Source organism: Pedobacter sp. HMWF019 (genome assembly GCF_003061025.1).
Taxonomy (GTDB): domain Bacteria; phylum Bacteroidota; class Bacteroidia; order Sphingobacteriales; family Sphingobacteriaceae; genus Pedobacter.
The window spans coordinates 1-7,151 of record NZ_QAIL01000455.1; the positions used below are offsets into that span (position 1 = coordinate 1).

Below are 7,151 nucleotides of genomic sequence, written 5' to 3' on the forward strand. Positions count from 1 at the left end.
ATACAAAATATTCACACAAATATATACAAACACAGGAAACGGAGTTTATCCTGTTCCCTTTAAGTGTTTCTTAGCTGTACAATGTTGGTTACAGGGCGCCTGTAAGATTTTGACCGGGCTTCTGGCCTGCCAGCTGCCCGCCGTCGGCAACAAAAACTTGTCCGGTAATAAAGCTACTTTCTTCACCGGCCAGAAATAAAAAGAGGGGGGCTATTTCCTGCGGTTTACCAACTCTGTTCATTGGAATATAGCTTTCAACAAAATTTGCTGTAAATTCAGGAGAGTCGATCGTTTCAGAAAGTGGGGTTTGAATATAGCCCGGAGCTACTGCATTAACCCGGATGTTTAAATGGGCGAGTTCCAGCGCCATGGTTTTGGTAAGCATGATGACACCAGCTTTTGATGCATTGTAATGGGCATAGCCGAATTCTCCATCCTGGCCATTTTTACTACTCATGTTGACCACTACACCTTTCATTCTTTTAGCCATGAAACGGCAAACAGATTGCGAAACGAGGAACATGCCTTTAAGGTTAACGTCCATGATCTTTTGCCATTCCTTTTCCTCAATCTCCAGAAAAGGAGTTTCAAAAGCAATACCTGCATTATTAATCAATATATCTATAGGTTGTAGGTGTTCTGCCGCTGAAACAGCTTGTTCCACTTGTTCTTTAACCGAGATATCTGTGTAATGGGTGTAGACTTTGGGGCTCAGTTGTTTTATCTTTTCAGCTGCAATATCGAGTATTGTAGTATTGAGATCCAGCAAAGAAAGTAGAGCGCCTTCTCTTGCAAAGTGACATGCAATTTCAAAGCCTATACCCTGTGCAGCGCCTGTGATCACTACGTGTTTGTTGTTGAATCGTTTTCTTAAATCCATTATATCTATGTCTTAGTCCAATCCCAATGCAGAAGCTGAACCTCTGGCTAAATGACTATATAATGCATCTTCAGCGAGTTTTAAATTCTTCTCTTTAATATATTTGAGAATTTTTCGATGTTCCTCATCTGTTTGCGCAAAGTCGTCCAGATAGGTATGTACTTTCCCTAATTTCAGATGAAATAACATAATATGACTGGTGTGATAGGCGTGGTGCAGGCGTTCGTTGTCGGCAATTTCAAATAAGGTTTCGTGGAATTTCATATCTGCCTCCATGGCGCCGCTGTAATAACCTTGTTCAACCATAGAGCTGAAATCATCACATATTTTTTGTAACCTGGAAAGGTGCGAATTGTTCATTTTTTTAAAGCAAAGCCGGAGCGCACCTATCTCGAGTATTTCTCTTAACTCACGGATTTCGTGAATGTCTTCTTCGGTAATTGAGGTTACGAAATACCCGCCCTTTTCACCAAATGTAACCAGGCGTTCACCCAGCAATCGGTTTAAAGCTTCCCGTACGGCCATTCTGCTTACTTCCATTTTTTTTGCCCATTCGTCTTCTTTAAGTCGGGTATTGGGCATCAGCAGGTACAAATGGATCATCCTTCTGATTTCATTATAGACTTTAACGGCCTGCGAATCTGATTTCATTTTCTTGTTTTCTTGTTTCGTGTTCTCCTGATGCATAGTTTTTCTATTATGATCTGCCTACTATTGGGCCGATAAAAATTAATTCTTCTTCGTTTTTGGGTTTCAAAAAATCAAAATCACAGCCTTCGTTGGCCTGTAATACTTCTCTGATATACAATGCCGGGTATCCTCTTTTATGTAAAGTATCAGCAGGTTTCCATTGTTGTTTTCTGGTTTGGAGTTCCTGATCACTTACCTCAAGATGAATGTGTCTGGCCGCAATATCAATAGAAATCATATCTCCATCCTGCACCAGGGCTAGTGGGCCTCCTAATGCAGCTTCAGGAGCAACATGTAAAATTACTGTACCAAAGCTGGTTCCGCTCATGCGTGCATCACTTATTCTCACCATGTCTTTCACGCCCTTAAGCTGTAGTTTTTTCGGAATGGGGATCATTCCCCATTCTGGCATCCCAGGTACGCCTTTAGGTCCTGCATTTCTTAAAATCATAACGCTTGTGGCATCGACAGGTAAATCCGGATCGTCAATTCTGGCCAGCATATTCTCGTAAGAATTGAATACAAGTGCACGGCCGCTATGATTGAGGAGTTCGGGTGAGGCCGAGGCGACCTTAATCACTGCACCATGTGGTGCCAGGTTGCCGGATAAGATGGCTATCGCGGGAAGGTAGCTGACGGCATCAGAAAGTGGTTTTATTAGATTTTGATCAAGTGATTTACTGTTGGCGGTTAGTTCACCCAAAGTTTTTCCCGTATACGTTTGAACAGAGGGATCAATAAGATGTTCTAAGTTTTTCAATACCGCTGGAATGCCCCCCGCTGCATCAAACTCATCTATGAGGTGGGCACCAACTGGTTGCACGTTAACAATACAGGGAACCGTCTCTGCTGTTTTATTAAAGATATCTGGATATAGTGATATCTTTATTCTACCCGCCAGTGCTGTGAGATGAATCATAGCATTTGTTGAGCCTCCTAAGGCCATAAGCAAGGTTGCTGCATTCTTAAAGGCAGGCAAAGTAAGGATGTCAGAAGGTTTAAGGTCTTCCCGGACCATTTCAACAATGCGTTTTCCAGCTTCCTTAGATAAACGGGATCTTTCCGGGCTGTCAACCGGAAGGGTGCTTAAACCCAGGGGCATGATTCCTAATCCTTCCAGCAGGCCATTCATTGTTGCCGCTGTTCCCATTGTATTGCAGGATCCGGCGCCACAACTCAAGCTAATACCAATGTTTTCCCATTCTTCCTCGTCAATGGTACCGGTTCTCAGCTCGTCCCAGTATTTCCAAAGATCAGTGCCACTGCCAAGACGTTTGCCTTTATGTATGCCGACCTTCTTTGGTCCCGCATTTAACTGTATTGTTGGAAGATTGGCACTAATTGCACCCATGAGTAAGCCGGGGACTGTTTTATCGCAATTACCAAGCAAAATCACACCATCTAATGGATAGGCACGTAAATTTTCTTCAACATCCATTGATAATAAGTTCCTGTATAGCATTGCACTGGGTTTCATGAGTTCCTCCGCCAGGGTAATGACAGGGAATTCCAGTGGAATACCGCCGGCCTCATATATACCTCGCTTTACCTGGGTAGCGACATCTCTTAAACTGATGTTGCAATTGTTGAGTTCAGCCCAGGTATTGGCGATGCCGATGATGGGTTGTCCGTGATAAAGGTCCATATCGATTCCACTGGAGCGCAGGGCGCCTTTGTGTAAAAGGCCCGTTTCATTGGGCCCATAGAACCATTGGTGGCTACGTAACGGAGTTTTCATGTTTTGGATAGGTAAGGGTATTTAGGGCTTCAGCAGGAATTTTATCAGTAGATTTTCTTTTGTATTCCCAAACTGTAATCACTATAGTACCGATCAATACAAGCAGGCCGCCAGCTAAAGACATCAGGTTTAGCTTTTCATGCAAAAATAGAACGGCAATAGGAAGACCGAAAAAAGTGATTAGAAAGTTTGATAAAGCAACCTGGATAGCCTCCAGGTTTTTTAATGCTTTAAAAAACAGGATCATCGATAAAAAATTATGAAAAATGGTCAATAGAGCAAGACCGATCCATGTCCTTAAAGTAAAAACAGGGATTGATTTCCATATATTGCCTTCATAATGCCACACAAAAGGGAACAGTAAGACGACCATAAATATATAGGTATAGAAGAGCATCTCAATTTCAGTATAATCAGCCGCTATTTTTTTACATAAGGTATTGTAAAGGCCACTGCCGAGTACGCCAGTGAAAATAAGCAGATTGCCTATGGTATATCGCATGTTTAGATTTAAACCTGCCATATCTTTCATTGAACAAAGGATTACACCGGTAATGGCTATAGCAAAACTGATCCAGCGGAGGGGGTTCATTTTTTCTTTTAACAGCCATACTGCGAATAGAGCGGAAACAACAGGCAGGGTAAGGTTTATAATAGAGGTTGTACTGGCGGTTGACCGCTGTGTGCCAAAAGTCATGAGTACTTGTGCTGGAAACTGGCCTGCAATAGCGAGTAATATAAAGATTTTCAGATCACTGAACCTTCTGTTCTTGTTGGCTTTTACATCTTTGTATACAAAAGGTAGCATGAAAATAGAAGACAGCAGCATCGGAATAAAAACGGTGCTGAAAGCACCCACTTGATCCTGGACCAATTTAATCGATGTAAATTGAAGGGACCACATGAGGTTACATGCGAAAAGAGCGCTCCAGGAAATAAGTGATCGTTTCATACGCGGTTCTAATGTAAACATTTTTGCTACTTTTTGTAAACAATTTTGTTTATGAATGTTGCGGAACAAGCGAATTTGGTTTGAACGATTGTTAATGGTGTGTTAATTCTAAGTTATGTTTCTGGTTCACAGATAAAATATTTCATAATTCATTGTATATTAGATATACAAAAAAAGCCCTGACATCCATCATGGCTTTTTATTATCAACTAAACCTAAACTTATAAATATTAACCAGATATTTATAGTGCAAAGCTAAGGGCTTATTGTTAAGTTCTTGTTATCCCGTGGTTATCTTCTTTTTAAACTTAATTTTCCAATCGATCTTGTACTGGTCGTTGGCATTGCCGTAATTTATGGAAGGAAGAAAGGAGAGCAGTTAAAAAAGAAAAGGAAGTGTCTTCTCAGATGCTTCCCTTTAATTTTCATAGTGTAGATGTGTGTTGTTTACAGCAGTAATTATGCCAAAATCAAAAAAATGGTTTGTAAAATCGAAAATAATAGATAGAAAAGGAGATTGTAAGGCACGTAAAGCTAATAAATTCAGGTCTTAGTAGTAAAATGAGATAAAAAAGTAATACAAACAGACCAAAGATTAAAAGTAGGTATTTAAAGACATTCATTCCTGTTAACAGGACAATACTTCTAAAGAGAAAAGCGATGCATAAGCCAAAAATACAACTTGTTAAGCTGAGTGAAACTGGGAATTTCGAAAAAAGCCACAGTGTTTCGGGTAATGTGATGAGGAAATAAACCAATGCAAAAGAAAAAAATAATTTTTCCCGGCTTATAGGGAGATTTCGAAGTAAGTGTAAACGACTTTCCTGGAAATATTGTTCCTGAAAAATGAAAAAGCTGTGTATGGTTGTTACGCCCAGTATGATCACCGGAGCAATCTGCTGCTCTGCTGCATCCTGAAATAAACGGAATAAAGCGGTCATGGTCAGCAAAGAAAGTGCTTTTATAAGTAGATAAAGGAGTTTTTCCTGATCAAAAATGCGATAGATAAACAGGGTCGAAAAATGTTTTTTATGCTTCTTGCTCAATCTAATGAGTATAGAAGACCTGCTGGATCTTTCGGCGCGGTTAACCAGGAAGACATACAGCCACGCACTGATGAGTGCCAGCAAAAATATGTACAGGAGTGTAAGGAAAGGTATGGACCAGGAATGATAGATGATACCCAGAATGGAGGCAAAGATCCAGTAACCTATCAAAGGGAGAGAGATGGCAAGTTGCATCAACAACCAGGCTTTAAACTGAGTGCTCCAGCTGTAGGATGTCGTACTGTAAAATAGAAAGCGATTTTCATCCTGTCTTAATAGTCTTGCTACAAACTGCCAGCTTTTAATGGTGTACAGAAGCCATAAAGTGAATACCATTAGCATGACCAGAGGAGAAGTAATGAAGGTCATCATTAGCATCAAATGATAAAATACAGATTCTTCCTGGCGATAAACTCCGGCGGTTTTAATAAAAAAGCAATAACTGATGATGCTGACAAAAAAGAAGAGCAAGAGGCCGGAGTTTTCTTTGTAAAATCTCCAGGCAAATCCTTTGAGTAAGATGTTCAGCAGTGGCATTAATTAAATTTAAGAGATTTAGTCTCGATTAAAATTTCTCTTGTAACAGGGATTCCAGAATTTTCCAGGGGTTGATGTGAAGCCAGAATAAAATTGGTCCCATACTTATGATAATTTACTGTGATCCATTTGTATAATATTTGCAGGGATGCCGTATCTACGGTAATGAGTGGTTCATCTAATAAGATCAGTTTAGGTTTACCCAAAAATGCAAGTGTAAGTGATAGTTTTTTCAGCATACCACTAGAATAAGTGCTTATAGATTGGTCTATATAAGTCAACATATCCATACTTTCTAAATACTGGTTTTGCTGACCGGGATCTGCTTCTTTCGCTTCGGCAAACATAGTTACCATTTCATTTCCGGTTAGGAATTCAGGAAAAACAGGTTCTGCTTCTGCAAAATTAACCAGCTTTCTGTACATTCTCGGGTGCTTCTTAAGGTTAACCTGATTATTCAGTAGGATGTCTCCGTCAAAATGAAGAAGTCCTGCTAAAGATTTCAGTAAAGTACTCTTTCCTGTGCCATTTCCTCCTTTTAACCAGTAGATACCTCGATCAATATTGAAATCTGGAATGTTTAAAACTATATTGTTCTGATATTTTTTTTGAAAGTTGATCAATGTCAGCATATGTTTTAGAGGTGAGTCTGGATGATTTGTTACAATATCCCGCCTTCACCTCTATGTTTCAGGACATCTTATGGTCTGCAATCGTTTTTGTAATGTGATCTTTAGGCTTTAAATACTGGCTAAGTTTCTCGAAGATGGATGCGTATGTAACCAGATCCGGAAATCCAAGTCCCATCCTGATCCCATAAACAGGTAGTTGTTGATTTAAATTCCAGTTTACCTCATTATGATAGATATTCAGTTCCTTTAAATAAGGGATGATCTCACTGATAACGGAAGGTTTATTTAGCCTTAGTACGGCGGCGAGTGCGGGATATTGTGTCTCTACTGTTGCGAGCTCTGACAGGTGCCTTGCGCAAAGCAATTTTAACATACGGAATTTCTCCATGTAATAAAGGTTGAGTTTCTCCCTGCTGATGATATAGTTGTATACAGGGAGATTTTGAACGGTAATGATAAGTTGTTCGTCCAGATTGAGTTCGTGGTCTGGAATAATGCTGTTTTCAGTTAAAACCGGGTTATTGTAATTGGGGAGTTCTGTCCCGATGATCAGCGTATTCATGATGCTGTATTTTAAAGGGTGATTTAATTTCCATTATCTAAATGTTAATTAAATCTACTACTATTTCTACACCTGTAGAACGGAGAGTGGGCAGAAAGGCAAAAGGTATAGACG

At 40.0% G+C, this 7,151-nt stretch carries 7 protein-coding genes; all 7 read right to left on the reverse strand.

All coding sequences use genetic code 11. The features are described from left to right. Window positions 1–88 precede the first annotated feature (88 nt). Window positions 89–880 carry an SDR family NAD(P)-dependent oxidoreductase gene (locus DBR11_RS24020; RefSeq protein WP_108555127.1) on the reverse strand — a complete coding sequence of 264 codons (792 nt, stop codon included), beginning with the start codon at window positions 878–880 and terminating at the stop codon, window positions 89–91. A gap of 12 nt (window positions 881–892) precedes the next feature. Next, window positions 893–1,531 carry a GntR family transcriptional regulator gene (locus DBR11_RS24025; RefSeq protein WP_108555145.1) on the reverse strand — a complete coding sequence of 213 codons (639 nt, stop codon included), beginning with the start codon at window positions 1,529–1,531 and terminating at the stop codon, window positions 893–895. Between the two features lie 46 nt (window positions 1,532–1,577). Beyond that, the gene (locus tag DBR11_RS24030) at window positions 1,578–3,308 is read right to left on the reverse strand and encodes a dihydroxy-acid dehydratase (RefSeq protein WP_108555128.1); all 1,731 of its coding nucleotides are present in this window, start codon (window positions 3,306–3,308) and stop codon (window positions 1,578–1,580) included. Next, window positions 3,289–4,281, reverse strand: a complete 993-nt coding sequence (locus DBR11_RS24035) for a DMT family transporter (protein ID WP_233260884.1) — start codon at window positions 4,279–4,281, stop codon at window positions 3,289–3,291. The genes DBR11_RS24030 and DBR11_RS24035 overlap by 20 nt, the downstream gene beginning before the upstream one ends. A 449-nt stretch (window positions 4,282–4,730) precedes the next feature. Beyond that, window positions 4,731–5,843: a hypothetical protein gene (locus tag DBR11_RS24040; RefSeq protein WP_108555129.1), complete on the reverse strand. Its 1,113-nt coding sequence runs from the start codon at window positions 5,841–5,843 to the stop codon at window positions 4,731–4,733. Continuing rightward, on the reverse strand, window positions 5,843–6,475 hold the full coding sequence (locus DBR11_RS24045) for an ATP-binding cassette domain-containing protein (RefSeq protein ID WP_108555130.1): 633 nt from the start codon (window positions 6,473–6,475) through the stop codon (window positions 5,843–5,845). The genes DBR11_RS24040 and DBR11_RS24045 overlap by 1 nt, the downstream gene beginning before the upstream one ends. A gap of 58 nt (window positions 6,476–6,533) precedes the next feature. Next, window positions 6,534–7,037, reverse strand: coding sequence for a hypothetical protein (locus DBR11_RS24050; protein WP_108555131.1), 504 nt, complete (start codon window positions 7,035–7,037; stop codon window positions 6,534–6,536). Window positions 7,038–7,151 lie beyond the last annotated feature (114 nt).